We start from the raw sequence: 16,140 nt of genomic DNA on the forward strand, positions 1-16,140 counted from the left end.
TAATGGTAACGCGCAACAAGGGGTCTGCGAGATGAGCCGCTATTCGATATTCAGTCTGTTCCGCAACGGGTTGTCGTATCACGAGAACTGGGAGCGGCAGTGGAGAAGCCCGGAGCCGAAAAAGGAGTACGACGTGGTGATCGTCGGCGGCGGCGGGCATGGTCTCGCAACGGCCTATTACCTCGCGAAAGAACACGGCGTGAAGAACGTCGCGATTCTGGAGAAGGGGTGGATCGGCGGCGGCAATACGGCGCGCAATACGACCATCGTGCGCTCGAACTATCTGTGGGACGAGTCGGCGGCGCTCTATGAAAAGGCCATGAAGCTCTGGGAAGGGCTCTCGCAGGACCTCAACTACAACGTGATGTTCAGCCAGCGCGGCGTGATGAATCTCGCGCACACGCTGCAGGACGTGCGCGACACCGAGCGCCGCGTGAACGCGAACCGCCTGAACGGCGTGGACGCCGAATTCCTCACGCCCGAGCAGATCAAGGAAATCGAGCCGACCATCAACCTGAATAGCCGCTACCCCGTGCTGGGCGCGTCGATCCAGCGCCGCGCGGGCGTGGCGCGTCACGATGCCGTGGCATGGGGCTTCGCGCGCGGCGCGGACCAGCACGGCGTGGACATTATCCAGAACTGCCAGGTAACGGGTATTCGCCGCGACGGGGCGCGCGTGACGGGCGTGGATACGTCGAAGGGTTTCATCAAGGCGAAGAAGGTCGCTGTCGTGGCGGCGGGCAACACGACGACGCTCGCGGACATGGCAGGCGTGCGTCTGCCGCTCGAAAGCCACCCGCTGCAGGCGCTGGTTTCGGAGCCGATCAAGCCGGTGGTGAACACCGTCATCATGTCGAACGCGGTGCACGCCTATATCAGCCAGTCCGACAAGGGCGATCTCGTGATTGGCGCGGGCGTGGACCAGTACACAGGCTTTGGGCAGCGCGGCAGCTTCCACATCATCGAAGGCACGCTGCAGGCCATCGTCGAAATGTTCCCGGTGTTCTCCCGCGTGCGTATGAACCGGCAGTGGGGCGGCATTGTCGATGTCTCGCCGGACGCCTGCCCGATCATCAGCAAGACCGATGTAAAGGGTCTCTATTTCAACTGCGGCTGGGGCACCGGCGGCTTCAAGGCGACACCGGGCTCGGGCTGGGTGTTCGCGCACACCATTGCGAAGGACGAACCGCATCCGCTGAACGCGCCGTTCTCGCTGGACCGCTTCTATACCGGCCATCTGATCGACGAACACGGCGCCGCCGCCGTCGCGCACTAAAGGAGACCACACCATGTTGCTGATCGAATGTCCGTGGTGCGGTCCCCGCGCCGAAATCGAGTTCACCTGCGGCGGCGAAGCCGACATCGCGCGTCCGCTCGAGACTGACAATCTCACCGATGCGCAATGGGGCGACTACCTCTTCATGCGTCACAACCCGCGCGGCGTGCATAAGGAGCAGTGGCTGCACGCGCAGGGCTGCCGCCGCTGGTTCAAGGCGACGCGCGACACCGTTACCTACGAGATTCAGAGTTACGAGACTTTCGGCGCGGCCAACGCGGTAAATGAAGCGCAAGGCAACAAGCAAGGGAGCACGCAGCAATGAGCCAGAAGAACCGTCTCGGCGCCGGTGGGCGCGTCAACCGCGCGATCCCGCTGAACTTCACGTTCAACGGCCGCACGTATCAAGGCTTCCAGGGTGACACGCTCGCCTCCGCGCTGCTTGCCAACGACGTGCATTTCGTCGCGCGCAGCTTCAAGTACCATCGTCCGCGCGGCATCATGACGGCGGACGTGGCCGAGCCCAATGCCATCGTGCAACTGGAGCGCGGCGCGCATACGGTGCCCAATGCGCGCGCGACCGAAGTCGAGCTTTACCAGGGGCTCATTGCGACGAGCGTGAACGCCGAGCCTAGCCTCGAAAACGATCGCATGGCGATCAACCAGAAATTCTCGCGCTTTTTGCCGGCGGGCTTTTACTACAAGACCTTCATGTGGCCGCGCAAATGGTGGCCGAAATACGAAGAAAAGATTCGCGACGCCGCGGGCCTCGGCAAGGCGCCCGAAGTGCGCGATGCCGACCGCTACGACAAATGCTTCGCGCATTGCGACGTGCTCGTGGTCGGCGGCGGGCCCGCGGGTCTCGCGGCGGCGCATACGGCGGGCGCGAGCGGCGCACGCGTGATTCTCGTGGACGACCAGCGCGAACTGGGCGGCAGCCTGCTGTCGTGCAAGGCCGATATCGACGGTCGCCCCGCATTGCACTGGGTCGAGAAGATCGAAGCCGAACTCAAGCAGATGCCCGACGTGAAAATTCTGTCGCGCAGCACGGCTTTCGGCTATCAGGATCACAATCTCGTGACCGTCACCCAGCGTTTGACGGAGCATCTGCCGGTTTCCACGCGTCAGGGTACGCGCGAGCTGCTGTGGAAGATCCGCGCGAAGCGCGTGATTCTCGCGACCGGTGCGCACGAGCGTCCCATCGTGTTCGGCAACAACGATCTGCCGGGCATCATGATGGCCTCGGCGGTATCGACGTATATCCAGCGCTATGGGGTGCTGCCGGGCCGCAATGCGGTCGTGTTCACGAACAACGACGCGGGCTATCGCTGCGCGCTCGACCTGAAGGCATGCGGCGCGAGCGTCACGGTGATCGATTCGCGCTCGCAGGGCGACGGTGCATTGCAGGCCGCCGCGCGCCGCCAGGGCGTGAAAGTGATGTACAACGCGGCCATCAACTGCGCGCATGGCAAGCAGCGCGTGAGTTCGGTCGAGGTGGTCGGCTACGCGAACGGCCAGACCGGCGCGCCGCAAGGCACGCTCGCCTGCGATCTCGTTGCGGTGTCGGGCGGCTTCAGCCCCGTGCTGCACCTGTTCGCGCAGTCGGGCGGCAAGGCGCACTGGAGTGACGCGAAGGCGTGCTTCATGCCGGGCAAGCGCGTGCAGGAAGAAGTGAGCGTTGGCGCGGCGGTGGGCGAATTCGGCCTGGCCCGCGCGCTCACGCAGGGCGTGGACGGCGGCATTGACGCGGTGAAGTCGCTCGCCCTGCCGTTCAAGCGGCCCATCGTGCCGAAGGCCGCCGAGCTTGCAGAAACGCCGCTGGAGGCGCTGTGGCTGGTAGGCAGCCGCAAGGACGCGGCGCGCGGGCCCAAGCAGTTCGTCGACTTCCAGAACGACGTTTCGGCAGCGGACATTCTGCTCGCCGCGCGCGAAGGCTTCGAGTCGGTCGAGCACGTGAAGCGCTATACGGCCATGGGTTTCGGCACCGACCAGGGCAAGCTCGGCAATATCAACGGCATGGCGATTCTCGCCAGCGCGCTCGGCAAGACGATTCCCGAAACCGGCACGACGACGTTCCGCCCGAACTACACGCCCGTCACGTTCGGCACGTTCGCGGGGCGCGAACTCGGCGACATGCTCGACCCGATCCGCAAGACCTGCATTCACGAATGGCACGTGCAGCATGGCGCGGCGTTCGAGGACGTGGGCAACCGGAAGCGCCCTTGGTACTACCCGAAGAGCGGCGAGGATCTGCACGCAGCCGTGAAGCGCGAGTGTCTCGCGGTGCGCAACAGCGTCGGCATTCTCGATGCTTCCACGCTCGGCAAGATCGATATTCAAGGCCCGGACGCCGCGAAGCTGCTCAACTGGGTGTACACGAACCCGTGGCTCAAGCTCGAAGTGGGCAAGTGCCGTTATGGCCTGATGCTCGATGAAAACGGCATGGTGTTCGACGACGGCGTGACGGTGCGACTTGGCCCGCAGCACTACATGATGACCACCACGACGGGCGGCGCCGCGCGCGTGCTCACGTGGCTCGAGCGCTGGCTGCAGACCGAATGGCCCGATATGAAGGTGCGCCTGGCTTCTGTCACCGATCATTGGGCGACGTTCGCCGTGGTCGGCCCGAAGAGCCGCAAGGTGCTGCAGAAGGTGTGCAAGGACATCGACTTCGACAACGTCGCATTCCCGTTCATGTCGTATCGCAATGGCACGGTCGCCGGGGTGAAGTCTCGCGTCATGCGCATCAGCTTCTCGGGCGAACTGGCCTATGAGGTGAACGTGCCGGCCAACGCGGGCCGCGCCGTGTGGGAAGCATTGATGGAAGCGGGCGCCGAATTTGACATCACGCCGTACGGCACGGAAACGATGCACGTATTGCGTGCGGAGAAGGGTTACATCATCGTGGGCCAGGATACGGACGGGTCGGTTACGCCATTCGACCTCGGCATGGGCGGACTCGTCTCGCAGACGAAGGATTTTCTCGGCCGCCGCTCGCTCAAGCGCTCGGACACCGCGAAGGAAAACCGCAAGCAGTTCGTCGGACTGCTAACGGACGACGCGCAATACGTGTTGCCAGAAGGCGGCCAGATCGTCGCACCCGACGCGCAGGCGCGGCCCGATGGCACGACGCAGATGATCGGCCATGTCACGTCGAGCTATTACAGCCCGATCCTCCAGCGTTCCATCGCGCTCGCGGTCGTGAAGGGCGGCTTGAACAAGATGGGCGAGCGCGTGGTGATCCCCATGGCCGATGGCCGGCGCGTCAGCGCGCAGATCGCGAGCCCGATTTTCTACGACACGGAAGGAGTGCGTCAGCATGTTGAATGAAACGAAAGAGCCCCTGCCGGTCGCGGAGCGCATTGTTGGCGTGCGCCTCGAGTCGCCGCTCGTCGGCGCAGCGGATCTGATGAAGGCGCAGGAGGGGCGCGCCTCGAAGGCGTTCGCCATGCGTGAGCTGCCGTTCCGCGACCTCGTGAACGTGCGCGGCGAATTGAGCGATCCGGCCTTCGTCGCGGCGTTCGCAAGCGTAGTGGGCTGCGAGCCGCCTGCCGCGCCGAACACCGTCGCGCGCAGCGACCATTACGACGTGCTCGGGCTCGGGCCCGACGAATGGCTCGTGCGTTCGCTCGCACCGGTGCAAACCGGCATGCTCGAAGCGAAGCTCACCGCCGTGCTCGGCGAAACGTATGCAGCGGCCGTGGACATCGGCAGCGGCAGCACCGTGATCGAGATCGAAGGCACGCGAGCGCGCGATGTGCTCTCGCGCGGCTGTCCGCTCGATCTGCATCCGCGCGGCTTCAAGCCGGGGCAATGCGCGCAGAGCGTGTATTTCAAGGCATCGATCGTGCTGATTCCGACCGGCGACGACCGCTTCGAAATCGTCGTGCGCCGCAGTTTCGCCGATTATTTCTGCCGCATTATGGTCGACGCCGCGGCGTCGGTCGCGCCATGAAGATCGTCGACGCGGCGTTCGAACCCGCTTCCGGCGTGCTGGGTGCGATCGGTGCAATCGGTGCGCTCAGCCCGCACGACGAGTCACGCGGACGCGGCTGGAGCGTGTTCGTCGAAGCGTTGAGCGTGCCGGCGCGCATCGGTATTTATCCGCACGAGCACGGCGCGCCGCAGCCGCTCGTGATCGACGCACAGCTCGGCTATCGCTGCATGCCGCGAGAAAAGAGCGCACAGGGTGAAGCGGGCGACTGGATCGACTACGACGGCTATTGCACTCGCCTTGCGGACTTTCTTGTGCACAAGCCGCACACGCGGCTGCTCGAAACGCTGGTGGCGGACATGGCGGCGTTTTCGTTTCGCGAATGGCCCGCGCTGGAAACGTTGAGGCTCGCGGTGCACAAGCCGAAGATCCGGCCGGGCACGCGGCGCGTGGGCGTGGCGCTCGACTGGACACGCGCCGACTATCGCCAGTGGATTCGGGTTGATGGGGGTGGGCAGCACGCCTAGCCCGATGTCGGCGCCGGGCAAAGGCGCGTCGTTTTTTGCACATCGTCGTATGTGGCGGGCAGGCTAACCTCGAAGCATCGTTACCTCACGCGAAAGCCCGCGCGAGGCAACGCTATCTAGTGAGCAGCGTTGCGAGCTGCATCGAACAGGAGACAGCGAGATGAGCGGTAATCGAGGCGTCGTGTATCAAGGTCCGGGCAAGGTCGAGGTGCAGAATATCGCGTATCCGAAGATGGTCGATCCGAGCGGACGCTCGATTGGCCATGGCGTCATTCTCAAGGTGGTCAGCACGAACATCTGCGGCTCGGACCAGCATATGGTGCGCGGGCGTACGACGGCGCCGATCGGTCTTGTGCTGGGCCACGAGATCACGGGCGAAGTGGTGGAAGTGGGCAACGACGTCGAAACGCTGAGGATCGGCGACCTCGTTTCTGTGCCGTTCAATGTGGCGTGCGGGCGCTGTGCGATGTGCCGCGAGCAGCACACGGGCGTTTGTCTGAACGTGAATCCGTCACGCGCGGGCGGTGCTTATGGCTATGTCGACATGGGCGGCTGGATTGGCGGCCAGGCCGAATATGTGCTCGTGCCGTATGCCGATTTCAACCTGCTGAAGTTCCCGGACCGCGATCAGGCGATGTCGAAGATCCGCGATCTAACATGTCTCTCCGATATTCTGCCTACGGGCTATCACGGCGCGGTGACGGCGGGAGTGAAGCCGGGCTCGACCGTTTATATCGCAGGGGCGGGGCCGGTGGGGATGGCGGCGGCGGCATCGGCGCGGCTGCTTGGCGCGGCCTGCACGATCGTTGGCGACATCAATGCGGAGCGTCTTGCTCATGCGAAGGCGATGGGGTTCGAAGTCGTTGATCTTTCGAAGGACGCGACGCTCGGCGAGCAGATCGAACAGATTCTTGGCAAGCCGGAGATCGATTGCGCGGTGGATTGTGTGGGTTTTGAAGCGCACGGGCATGGCGCTTCTGGGCACTCGGAGGAGGCGCCGGCTACGGTGCTCAATTCGTTGATGGAGATTACGCGGCCCGCAGGGATGATTGGTATTCCTGGGCTTTATGTGACCGACGATCCGGGTGCGCGTGACGTGGCTGCGCAGCATGGGAGTCTAAGCATCCGCTTTGGGCTTGGGTGGGCCAAGTCGCATACGTTTCATACTGGGCAAACGCCCGTGCTGAAGTACAACCGCAATCTCATGCAGGCGATTTTGTTTGATCGGTTGCCGATTGCCAAAATCGTTAATGTTTCTGTGATATCGCTTGATGAGGCGCCTGACGGCTATAAGAAGTTTGATGGCGGCGCGCCGCGGAAGTTTGTGATTGATCCGCATGGGTTGTTGGCGGCTTAGGTTTTTGTCGCCAGTTCCTGGCGGTTTGGGCTTTGCTTGTTTTCGCGGTGGTGGTTCAAGCGTTGCCCCTGTGCGGGGCGGCACCTACTTTTCTTTGCAGCGGCAAAGAAAAGTAGGCAAAAGAAAGCCGCTCAAACCGCCAGCGCCTGCCACCGTTCACCCCGCACCACCCCACTTGAATGGCTCCGGAGCGTCTGTCACCTCGCACCACTTAACTAAGTGACAAGGCGCTCATCCTTCCGGCGGCGCTACGCGCCCCGAAGGGCATAACCCAAAACCGTTGGGGCGCGTAAGTTCTTGCGAATGCGCTTGCTACCCTCGGTCTCCGGTGTCCCTTGCAGACCCGGCCGCTGCGCGCGTAGCGAGCAGCGGGAACGGATGAGCCCTTTGTCACTAACGGGAATGGTGCGAGGTGACAGACGCTCCGGAGCCATTCGAGTGGGGCGGTGCGAGGTGAACGGTGGCAGGCATTAGCGGTGTGAGCGGCTTTCTTTTGCCTACTTTTCTTTGCCGCTGCAACGAAAAGTAGGTGCCGCCCCGCACAGGGGCAACGCATGAAGCACCACCGCGAAAACAAGTTTCAAACGTGGACAGTAACAGCAGGCACCCCAAGAGCACCAGCCGAAGGCGTATCCACCCCGGAAAGCGGCGCGACGCGCTTCCTCCGCTCCCCGGTAGGCGCATTTCCAAACGCATCCCGATAGCTCTTGCTAAAGTGACAAGCCGACTGAAACCCGCAAGCCATCGTAATCTGCATAATCGACATATCGGTCTGCAGCAGCAGCTCGCGCGCACGCCGCAGCCTTAGCGTCAAATAGTAATGCGTAGGCGTCATGCCAAGATGCTCATGAAAGAGCCGCTGCAACTGCCGCTGCGACATATTCGCGAGCCGCGCGAGTTCCTCACGCGAAAGCGGCTCTTCGATATTGTTCTCCATAAGGGAGATCACCTCGAAGAGCGACTTGTTCGCTGACCCAAGCCGAGCAACGAGTGGCATACGCTGCTGAGCCGAAGTATCGCGCACATGCTCGACCACAAACTGCTCGGCAATCTGCGTCACGCGAGCAGTACCCACACGCGCCGTGATGAGGTGCAGCATCATGTCGAGCGGCGCGACCCCACCCGTGCAAGTCACACGATCGCGGTCGATCACGAACAGCTCCTTGAGAAACCGCGTGGACGGAAACTCTTCCTTCAGCGCCGACATGTTCTCCCAGTGGATCGCACACGCATACCCGGCCAGCAGCCCGGACTTCGCGAGCGCATAGGTCCCCGTGCAAAGACTGCCCAGCGCGACACCCATGCGCGCAAAGCGGCGCAAGGCATTGAGATGCGCGGCCGTGGTGGCGCGCTGCACGTCAATGCCGCCGCAAACGAACACAATATCGGGTTGCCCCACGCATTCGGCCGGCCCTGTGTCGATGGACAGCCCGTTGCTCGACGTGACTGGACCGCCCTCCGGGCTGATGATCGACCATCTGTAAAGCGGCTGACCGCTCAGGTAGTTAGCCATACGAAGGACTTCGATGGCGTTCGTGAACGCGATCATCGTGAAGTCGGGCAGCGGCATGAACGCGAAGTGCGCTAACGACGCTGTGCGATCCGGCAGCATGGGGGACGATTCCTTGTGATCGGCAGCCTGATGCCCAATGGAGGCCCGGTGGGGCCGGGGGGCGGCTACGCTACCGCAATTTTCGAATTTGGCGGGTCCAGTGTGCCATGCGGCAAAACCCTGAGTCATCTGGACAAAAAAGCCAGGCGGGAAAAAGGACGAGGGTGCGGGATTGGTGCACTGCGATGCCCGATAAATGATTTGGATCGGGAAACATGGGGCGCCATGCACCGCAAGCGGGCCGCCGCAGCCGGGGCCACTTGTGAAAATTGGACGCGAATGGCGGAAAAGGAAAAGAACGCGTCTGAATTTCGACGTTGAGCGCCATTTCGAACGACAAGAATAGAACCGTCGGTCCCCAGCCGCTTAAACCACGTAAAGCCAGCCGCGACGGGGCCTCTAGCATTGCAGGAAGTCCTTCATTCATCGTCACGGAAGCCTTATGTCGAACACTCAACCTTTCTTTTCGCAAACGCTGGCGCAACGCGATTCAGCCGTCCGCGGCAGCATCCTGAAAGAACTCGAGCGGCAGCAGTCGCAGGTCGAAATGATCGCGTCGGAAAACATCGTGTCGCGCGCCGTGCTCGAGGCGCAAGGCTCGGTGCTGACCAACAAGTACGCGGAAGGCTATCCGGGCAAGCGTTACTACGGCGGTTGCGAATTCGCCGACGAGGTGGAAGCGCTCGCCATCAGCCGCATCAAGCAGCTGTTCAATGCCGGTTTCGCCAACGTGCAACCGCATTCAGGCGCGCAGGCCAACGGCTCGGTCATGCTCGCGCTCGCCAAGCCTGGCGACACGATGCTCGGCATGTCGCTCGACGCAGGCGGCCACCTCACGCACGGCGCGAAGCCTGCGCTTTCCGGCAAGTGGTTCAACGCCGTGCAGTACGGCGTGAATCGCGAAACCATGCTGATTGACTACGACCAGGTTGAGGAACTCGCGCATCAGCACAAGCCGAGCCTCATCATCGCGGGCTTCTCCGCCTATCCGCGCGCGCTCGACTTCGCCCGTTTTCGCGACATCGCCGACTCGGTCGGCGCGAAGCTCATGGTCGACATGGCGCATATCGCGGGCATCATCGCGGCGGGGCGTCACCAGAACCCGGTCGAGCACGCGCACGTCGTCACCTCCACCACGCACAAGACGCTGCGCGGCCCGCGCGGCGGCTTCGTGTTGACCAACGACGAAGAGATCGCGAAGAAGATCAATTCGGCTGTGTTCCCCGGTCTGCAAGGCGGCCCGCTCATGCATGTCATTGCGGGCAAGGCCGTGGCGTTCGGTGAAGCGCTCGACGCGAGCTTCAAGACCTATATCGACAGCGTGCTCGCCAATGCGAAGGCGCTGGGCGAGGTGCTGAAAGCGGGCGGCGTGGATCTCGTGACGGGCGGCACCGACAACCACTTGCTGCTCGTCGATCTGCGACCCAAGGGCCTCAAGGGCAATCAGGTCGAGCAGGCGCTGGAGCGCGCCGGCATCACCTGCAACAAGAACGGCATTCCGTTCGACGCCGAAAAGCCCACGGTCACCTCGGGCATTCGCCTCGGCACGCCCGCGGGCACCACGCGCGGCTTTGGCGTGAACGAGTTCCGCGAGATCGGTCGCCTGATTCTCGAAGTGTTCGATTCACTGCGCATGCATCCCGAAGGCGATGCCGCCACCGAGCAGCGCGTGCGCCGCGAGATCTTCGCGCTGTGCGAACGCTTCCCGATCTATACGCAAGCCTGATTCCTCACACCACACACTTTCAATTTCATTCGCGAGTTCCGGAGCGGCTAATGAGCACTCTGCACGACAACAGCATCATCATCGACGGCCTGAATATTTCGAAGTTCGAGCGCTCGGTGTTCGAAGACATGCGCAAGGGCGGCGTCACCGCCGTCAACTGCACGGTTTCCGTGTGGGAAGACTTCCAGAAGACCGTCGACAACATCGCGCTTATGAAGCAGCAGATTCGCGAGTACAGCGAGATCCTCACGCTCGTGCGCACGACCGACGACATTCTGCGCGCGAAGAAAGAGAACAAGACGGGCATTATCTTCGGCTTCCAGAACTCGTATGCCTTCGAGGACAACCTCGGATATATCGAGGTGTTCAAGGAACTCGGCGTGAATGTCGTGCAGCTTTGCTACAACACGCAAAACCTCGTGGGCACGGGCTGCTATGAGCCGGACGGCGGACTCTCCGGCTACGGGCGCGAAGTGATTCAGGAAATGAACCGCGTGGGCATCCTGGTCGACCTTTCGCACGTGGGCGGAAAGACTTCGTCGGATGCGATTGCCTGCTCGAAGAAGCCAGTGACGTATTCGCACTGCTGCCCGTCGGGTCTCAAGGAGCATCCGCGCAACAAGACCGACGAGCAATTGAAGGAGATTGCCGATGCCAACGGTTTCGTCGGCGTGACCATGTTCGCGCCGTTCCTCAGGAAAGGCCCGGATTCGACCGTCGAGGATTACATCGAAGCGATCGAATACGTGGTCGATCTGATCGGCGAAGACCGCGTAGGCATTGGCACGGACTTCACGCAAGGCTACAGCACCGAGTTCTTCGACTGGATCACGCACGACAAGGGCCGTTATCGCCGCCTCACGAATTTCGGCAAGGTGGTGAATCCGGAAGGCATCCGCACGATCGGCGAATTCCCGAATCTGACCGCCGCCATGCAAAAGGCAGGCTGGAGCGAGACGCGCATCAAGAAGGTGATGGGCGAGAACTGGATGCGCGTGTTCGGCGAAGTCTGGGGCGGTTGATCGCGAGGCCTGACCGTCGAATGCGGGAAGGCCATCGTAACCAATTAGAAACCCTAAATAAGTTAGCTCACCAAGTCACTGGAGCACCACGAAATGCAACCGCAACTGCCGATCGATGTCGATCCCGCCACCGGCGTCTGGACCACGGACGCGCTGCCGATGCTGTATGTGCCGCGCCACTTCTTCACCAACAATCACACCGCCGTGGAAGAGGCGCTGGGCCGCGACGCGTACGCCGAGATTCTCTACAAGGCCGGCTACAAGTCGGCGTACCACTGGTGCGCGAAGGAAGCCGAAAAGCACGGCATGACCGGCATGGCCGTGTTCGAGCATTATCTGAAGCGCCTTTCGCAGCGCGGCTGGGGCCTCTTCACGATCCGCGAAGCCGACCCGGCCACCGCGCGCGCGAAGATCGAATTGCGCCATTCGTCGTTCGTGCTGGCGCAGCCGGGCAAGGAAGGCAAGCTCTGCTACATGTTCGCGGGCTGGTTCGCAGGCGCGATGGACTGGGTGAACGACACCACGGAAGGCGGCCAGCACGCGCCGCGCGCTCACTCGAAGGAAGTGCAATGCGCCGCCGAAGGCCACGCGCACTGCGTATTCGAAGTCTCGCCGATCGCCGCCTGAACGGCCGCGCGCCCCGTAATACAGGACTCACCGAAAGACACGAACACCAGAGGTCGTCTGCGATGCGCTACCCCAATTTGTTCAAACCCTTGACGCTCAATCAGCTCACGCTGCGCAACCGCATCGTCAGCACGGCCCACGCCGAGGTCTATGCGGAGCCGGGCGGCTTGCCGGGCGACCGCTATATCCGCTATTACGAGGAAAAGGCCAAGGGTGGCGTGGGTCTCGCCGTCTGCGGCGGGTCGAGCCCGGTGTCGATCGACAGTCCCCAGGGCTGGTGGAAATCGGTGAACCTCGCGACGGACAAGATCATCGATCCGCTCGCGCGTCTGGCCGAAGCCATGCACCGCCACGGCGCGAAGATCATGATCCAGGCCACGCATATGGGCCGTCGGTCCGCCTTTCACGGCGAGCATTGGCCGCATCTGATGTCGCCTTCGGGCGTGCGCGAACCCGTGCACCGCGGCAACGCGAAGATCATCGAGGTGGAGGAAATCCGTCGCATCATCAGTGACTTTGCGGCGGCTGCGAAGCGCGTGAAAGACGCGGGCATGGACGGCATCGAAATTTCTGCCGCGCACCAGCATCTGATCGATCAGTTCTGGAGTCCGCGCACGAACTTCCGCACCGACGAATGGGGCGGCTCGCTCGAAAACCGTCTGCGCTTTGGCGTGGAAGTGCTCAAGGCTGTGCGTGAGGCGGTGGGCAAGGACTTTTGCGTCGGCCTGCGCATGTGCGGCGACGAATTCCATGAAGACGGCCTCGATCACGAGCAGCTGAAGGACATCGCGCAGGCGATGTCGGAAACGGGCCTCATCGACTACCTCGGCGTCATCGGCTCCGGTGCGGACACGCACAACACGCTCGCGAACTGCATGCCGCCCATGGCGTTGCCGCCCGAGCCGTTCGTGCATCTCGCGGCTGGCATCAAGTCGGTGGTCAAGCTGCCCGTGATGCACGCGCAGAGCATTCGCGACGCGGGCCAGGCCGAGCGTTTGCTCGCGAGCGGCATGGTCGATCTCGTCGGCATGACGCGCGCGCAGATCGCCGACCCGCATATGGTCATCAAGATCCGCGACGGCCGCGAAGACGAAATCAAGCAGTGCGTGGGCGCGAACTATTGCATCGACCGCCAGTACAACGGGCTCGACGTGCTGTGCGTGCAGAATGCCGCCACGTCGCGTGAAGCGACCATGCCGCATGTCATCGAAAAGTCGCGCGGCCGCAAGCGCAAGGTCGTGGTGGTCGGCGCGGGCCCGGCGGGGCTGGAAGCGGCGCGCGTGGCGCGGCTGCGCGGCCACGACGTGGTGCTATTCGAAAAGAACGACGCCGTGGGCGGCCAGATCCTCCTTGCGGCGAAAGCGCCGCAGCGCGAGCAGATGGCGGGCATCGTGCGCTGGTTCGACATGGAGACGAAGCGCCTGGGCGTAGATCGCCGCCTTGGCGTCACGGCCGACGAGAAAACGATCCTCGCGGAAAAGCCCGACATCATCGTGCTCGCAACGGGCGGGTCGAGCTTCACGCAGCAGGTTCCGGCCTGGGGCGTGGAAGAAGGGCTGGCCGTGAGCGCGTGGGACATCCTGAGCGGCAAGGTCGAGCCAAAGCAGAACGTGCTCGTGTACGACGGCGTGAGCACGCATGCGGGCGCGGGCGTTGCCGACTTCATTTCGAGCCGCGGCTCGAAGGTCGAAATCGTCACGCCCGATGTCAAGGTCGCCGACGACGTGGGCGGCACGACGTTCCCGATCTTCTATCGCCGGCTCTATGCACAGGGCGTGATTCATACGCCGAACTACTGGCTCGACCGCGTATACGAAGAAGACGGCAAGAAGATCGCCGTGCTGCGCAACGAATATACGGAGGAACAGGAAGAGCGTGCCGTCGATCAGGTGGTGATCGAAAACGGCAGCACGCCGAACGACGCCTTGTACTGGAAGCTCAAGCCGGAATCGGTCAATCGCGGTCAGGTGGACGTGCACAAGCTTTTCGCGGCCGAGGCGCAGCCATGCCTTTCCGAAGAACTCGGCGATGGCCGCTTCCTGCTCTTCCGCGTGGGCGACTGCATCTCCTTGCACAACATTCACGGCGCGATTTACGACGCGCTGCGGCTCGCCAAGGACTTCTGAACCATGAATCCGACCTGGCTCATTACCGCGCTGTTGTGGATGTCGATGGCGGGGCTTGCATTCGCGGTCGCGAAGCGCGCCGCGTTCTGGCGGGTGGGGCGCGCCGCCTCGCCCGGCTCTGTTGGCGTCGGCAAGCTGTTCAGCATACCGAAGCGTTATTTCGTCGATCTGCACCATGTGGTGGCGCGCGACCCGTATATCGCGAAGACGCACGTCGCGACGGCGGGCGGTGCGATCGGGGCGCTTGCGCTCGTGTTCGTCAACTACGGGTTCGCGATCTATTCGCCGTGGCTCGACAAGCTGATCTTTCTCGCGGCGCTCGCCATGCTGATCGGCGCGGTGTTCGTGTGGCGTCGTCGTCACGCGAAACAGGTTCCCGCGCGTCTCTCGCGCGGTCCGTGGAATACGCTGCCGTGGCTGCTCGGTTCGTTTGCGCTGGGCGTGGCGCTCTTTACGGTGGTGCCTGCCGGCGCGATGTCGGGCGGCTTCGCTGTGCTTTTCGCTGTGCTGATCGGCGTTGGCGCGTTCGCGATGACGTTTGGCGCAGCGAAGGGCGGCCCGATGAAACACGCCATTGCAGGCCTGTTGCATCTGGCGTTCCATCCGCGCCAGGAGCGCTTTTCGGCAACGCGCGAAGGTTGGACCGGCAACGGCACGGCCACGCCGCCCACGGCGCTGAAGCTCCCCGACATCGAAGAGAAGCAGGAATATGGCGTCGCCAAACCCGTCGAGTTTCGCTGGAACCAGCTGCTGAGCTTCGACGCCTGCGTGCAGTGCGGCAAGTGCGAGGCCGCGTGCCCCGCATTCGCCTCGGGCCAGCCGCTCAACCCCAAAAAGCTGATTCAGGATCTGGTGGTCGGCATGGCGGGCGGCACGGACGCGGCGTATGCGGGCAGCCCCACGCCCGGCATCCAGGTCGGACAGCATAGTGGCGCGCCGAACGGTCCGATCGTCTCGGGCCTGATCGAAGCGCAAACGCTGTGGTCGTGCACCACCTGCCGCGCCTGTGTGCAGGAGTGCCCCATGCTGATCGAGCACGTCGACGCCATCGTCGACATGCGTCGCAACCAGACGCTCGTGCATGGCGAAGTGCCGGGAAAAGGTCCCGAGGTGCTGGCCAATCTGCGCGAAACGGGCACGGCCGGCGGCTACGACACGGCGGCGCGCTACGACTGGGCGGTGGATCTCAACGCACCCGTGGCGCAGCCGGGCAAGCGCGTGGACGTGCTCGTGGTGGCGGGCGAGGGCGCATTCGACATGCGCTACCAGCGCACGCTGCGTGCGCTTGTGAAAGTGCTCAACAAGGCGGGCGTGAACTACGCGGTGCTTGGTGGACGAGAAACCGATACGGGCGACGTGGCGCGCCGCCTCGGCGACGAAGCGACCTTCCAGCGCATGGCGAAGCAGATGATGATGACGCTCGCCACATTGAACTTCGCGCGCATCGTGACCGCCGATCCGCACGTCATGCACAGCCTGCGCAACGAGTACCGTGCGCTGGGCGGGCGTTATGAGGTGCTGCATCACACGACTTACCTCGCGGAGCTTGCCGCGACCGGACGCATCGCGCCGAAGGCCGTGCAGGCGCTGGCTGAAAAGCGCACGACGTATCACGACCCCTGCTATCTGGGCCGCTACAACGGCGAAACGGAAGCGCCGCGCAAGTTGCTCAAGACCATCGGCATCAAGGTCGTGGAGATGGAGCGCAGCGGCATGCGCGCACGCTGCTGCGGCGGCGGTGGCGGCGCGCCGCTCACCGATATCCCCGGCAAGCAGCGCATTCCCGACATCCGCATCGCCGACGCGCGCGCGGTCAACGCCGACGTCGTCGCCGTGGCCTGCCCACAATGCACTGCGATGCTCGAAGGCGTGGTGGGCCCGCGCCCGGACGTGCTCGACGTGGCCGAACTCGTGGCAGCCTCGCTGGAGTGAA

At 63.3% G+C, this 16,140-nt stretch carries 12 protein-coding genes; 11 read left to right on the forward strand and 1 reads right to left on the reverse strand.

Annotation, left to right across the window (positions count from 1 at the left end):
- Nucleotides 1-31: 31 nt before the first annotated feature.
- From FAZ97_RS18735 to fdhA, 6 genes are all read left to right on the forward strand, one after another.
- A complete protein-coding gene (locus FAZ97_RS18735) occupies nt 32-1,276 on the forward strand; it encodes a sarcosine oxidase subunit beta family protein (RefSeq protein WP_042260300.1) in 1,245 nt (414 codons plus the stop codon).
- Nucleotides 1,277-1,289: 13 nt separating this feature from the next.
- Nucleotides 1,290-1,601 (forward strand): sarcosine oxidase subunit delta, encoded by a 312-nt coding sequence (locus tag FAZ97_RS18740; RefSeq protein ID WP_158759933.1) that lies wholly within the window; start codon nt 1,290-1,292, stop codon nt 1,599-1,601.
- Entirely contained in the window at nt 1,598-4,606 is a 3,009-nt protein-coding gene (locus tag FAZ97_RS18745) for a sarcosine oxidase subunit alpha family protein (RefSeq protein ID WP_158759934.1), read from the forward strand. The genes FAZ97_RS18740 and FAZ97_RS18745 overlap by 4 nt, the downstream gene beginning before the upstream one ends.
- Nucleotides 4,596-5,231 (forward strand): sarcosine oxidase subunit gamma, encoded by a 636-nt coding sequence (locus FAZ97_RS18750; protein WP_158759935.1) that lies wholly within the window; start codon nt 4,596-4,598, stop codon nt 5,229-5,231. Before FAZ97_RS18745 ends, FAZ97_RS18750 begins: the two co-directional genes overlap by 11 nt.
- Complete coding sequence (locus FAZ97_RS18755; protein ID WP_158759936.1) at nt 5,228-5,737, forward strand: dihydroneopterin aldolase; 510 nt, start codon at nt 5,228-5,230, stop codon at nt 5,735-5,737. Before FAZ97_RS18750 ends, FAZ97_RS18755 begins: the two co-directional genes overlap by 4 nt.
- Before the next feature lie 160 nt (nt 5,738-5,897).
- Entirely contained in the window at nt 5,898-7,094 is a 1,197-nt protein-coding gene (gene fdhA / locus FAZ97_RS18760) for a formaldehyde dehydrogenase, glutathione-independent (protein WP_158759937.1), read from the forward strand.
- 580 nt (nt 7,095-7,674) lie between these two features.
- Here the strand turns inward: fdhA and FAZ97_RS18765 are convergent.
- Nucleotides 7,675-8,706 carry a GlxA family transcriptional regulator gene (locus FAZ97_RS18765; RefSeq protein ID WP_158760987.1) on the reverse strand — a complete coding sequence of 344 codons (1,032 nt, stop codon included), beginning with the start codon at nt 8,704-8,706 and terminating at the stop codon, nt 7,675-7,677.
- A gap of 442 nt (nt 8,707-9,148) precedes the next feature.
- On the opposite strand from FAZ97_RS18765, the gene FAZ97_RS18770 reads away from it, so the two are divergent.
- The 5 genes from FAZ97_RS18770 to FAZ97_RS18790 all read left to right on the forward strand — a co-directional run bounded on the left by FAZ97_RS18770 (nt 9,149) and on the right by FAZ97_RS18790 (nt 16,139).
- Nucleotides 9,149-10,432 carry a serine hydroxymethyltransferase gene (locus tag FAZ97_RS18770; protein ID WP_158759938.1) on the forward strand — a complete coding sequence of 428 codons (1,284 nt, stop codon included), beginning with the start codon at nt 9,149-9,151 and terminating at the stop codon, nt 10,430-10,432.
- A gap of 50 nt (nt 10,433-10,482) precedes the next feature.
- A complete protein-coding gene (locus FAZ97_RS18775) occupies nt 10,483-11,454 on the forward strand; it encodes a dipeptidase (RefSeq protein ID WP_158759939.1) in 972 nt (323 codons plus the stop codon).
- 93 nt (nt 11,455-11,547) lie between these two features.
- A complete protein-coding gene (locus FAZ97_RS18780; protein WP_158759940.1) occupies nt 11,548-12,081 on the forward strand; it encodes a DUF5943 domain-containing protein in 534 nt (177 codons plus the stop codon).
- A gap of 62 nt (nt 12,082-12,143) precedes the next feature.
- Nucleotides 12,144-14,207, forward strand: coding sequence for an NADH:flavin oxidoreductase (locus tag FAZ97_RS18785; RefSeq protein ID WP_158759941.1), 2,064 nt, complete (start codon nt 12,144-12,146; stop codon nt 14,205-14,207).
- 3 nt (nt 14,208-14,210) lie between these two features.
- Nucleotides 14,211-16,139: a (Fe-S)-binding protein gene (locus tag FAZ97_RS18790; protein ID WP_158759942.1), complete on the forward strand. Its 1,929-nt coding sequence runs from the start codon at nt 14,211-14,213 to the stop codon at nt 16,137-16,139.
- Nucleotide 16,140: the final 1 nt, after the last annotated feature.

This window comes from Paraburkholderia acidiphila (genome assembly GCF_009789655.1).
GTDB lineage: Bacteria > Pseudomonadota > Gammaproteobacteria > Burkholderiales > Burkholderiaceae > Paraburkholderia > Paraburkholderia acidiphila.

Bases quoted from the DNA above. Each gene is read 5' to 3' on its own strand.
- fdhA (WP_158759937.1), top strand. From the start codon at position 5,898: ATGAGCGGTAATCGAGGCGTCGTGTATCAAGGTCCGGGCAAGGTCGAG.
- FAZ97_RS18735 (WP_042260300.1), top strand. From the start codon at position 32: ATGAGCCGCTATTCGATATTCAGTCTGTTCCGCAACGGGTTGTCGTAT.
- FAZ97_RS18770 (WP_158759938.1), top strand. From the start codon at position 9,149: ATGTCGAACACTCAACCTTTCTTTTCGCAAACGCTGGCGCAACGCGAT.
- FAZ97_RS18745 (WP_158759934.1), top strand. From the start codon at position 1,598: ATGAGCCAGAAGAACCGTCTCGGCGCCGGTGGGCGCGTCAACCGCGCG.
- FAZ97_RS18775 (WP_158759939.1), top strand. From the start codon at position 10,483: ATGAGCACTCTGCACGACAACAGCATCATCATCGACGGCCTGAATATT.
- FAZ97_RS18750 (WP_158759935.1), top strand. From the start codon at position 4,596: ATGTTGAATGAAACGAAAGAGCCCCTGCCGGTCGCGGAGCGCATTGTT.
- FAZ97_RS18755 (WP_158759936.1), top strand. From the start codon at position 5,228: ATGAAGATCGTCGACGCGGCGTTCGAACCCGCTTCCGGCGTGCTGGGT.
- FAZ97_RS18790 (WP_158759942.1), top strand. From the start codon at position 14,211: ATGAATCCGACCTGGCTCATTACCGCGCTGTTGTGGATGTCGATGGCG.
- FAZ97_RS18785 (WP_158759941.1), top strand. From the start codon at position 12,144: ATGCGCTACCCCAATTTGTTCAAACCCTTGACGCTCAATCAGCTCACG.
- FAZ97_RS18765 (WP_158760987.1), bottom strand. From the start codon at position 8,706: ATGCTGCCGGATCGCACAGCGTCGTTAGCGCACTTCGCGTTCATGCCG.
- FAZ97_RS18740 (WP_158759933.1), top strand. From the start codon at position 1,290: ATGTTGCTGATCGAATGTCCGTGGTGCGGTCCCCGCGCCGAAATCGAG.
- FAZ97_RS18780 (WP_158759940.1), top strand. From the start codon at position 11,548: ATGCAACCGCAACTGCCGATCGATGTCGATCCCGCCACCGGCGTCTGG.